We start from the raw sequence: 296 nt of genomic DNA on the forward strand, positions 1-296 counted from the left end.
CGTCTTCACCATTAAGTGACACTCAAATTGAGCAAATTAATGCGAAGGTTGATAATCAGAATTGGACTCATGAGTGGGGACATGGGGTACAAATAAACGGTTCACACAACATTGTAATAAATAATGTAGAAATAAGTAATTGTACAGGTGATGCTATTATTACAGCTTGGTTAGAGTATAAGCTTAATTCGTCTGATTATATCCAAGAGGACATGGGATCGTATATTTATATTCATAGTTGTAATCTTCACCACTGTAGGAGACAAGGGATTTCTCTTACTGGCTCAAATGATATT

At 35.1% G+C, this 296-nt stretch carries 1 protein-coding gene; it reads left to right on the forward strand.

The window, feature by feature from the left end:
* The coding region (locus tag KVT27_RS24200) for a right-handed parallel beta-helix repeat-containing protein (protein WP_217582132.1) at positions 1-296 on the forward strand (296 nt) is incomplete at both ends.

This window comes from Lysinibacillus sp. GbtcB16, assembly GCF_019091145.1.
Lineage (GTDB): Bacteria > Bacillota > Bacilli > Bacillales_A > Planococcaceae > Lysinibacillus > Lysinibacillus fusiformis.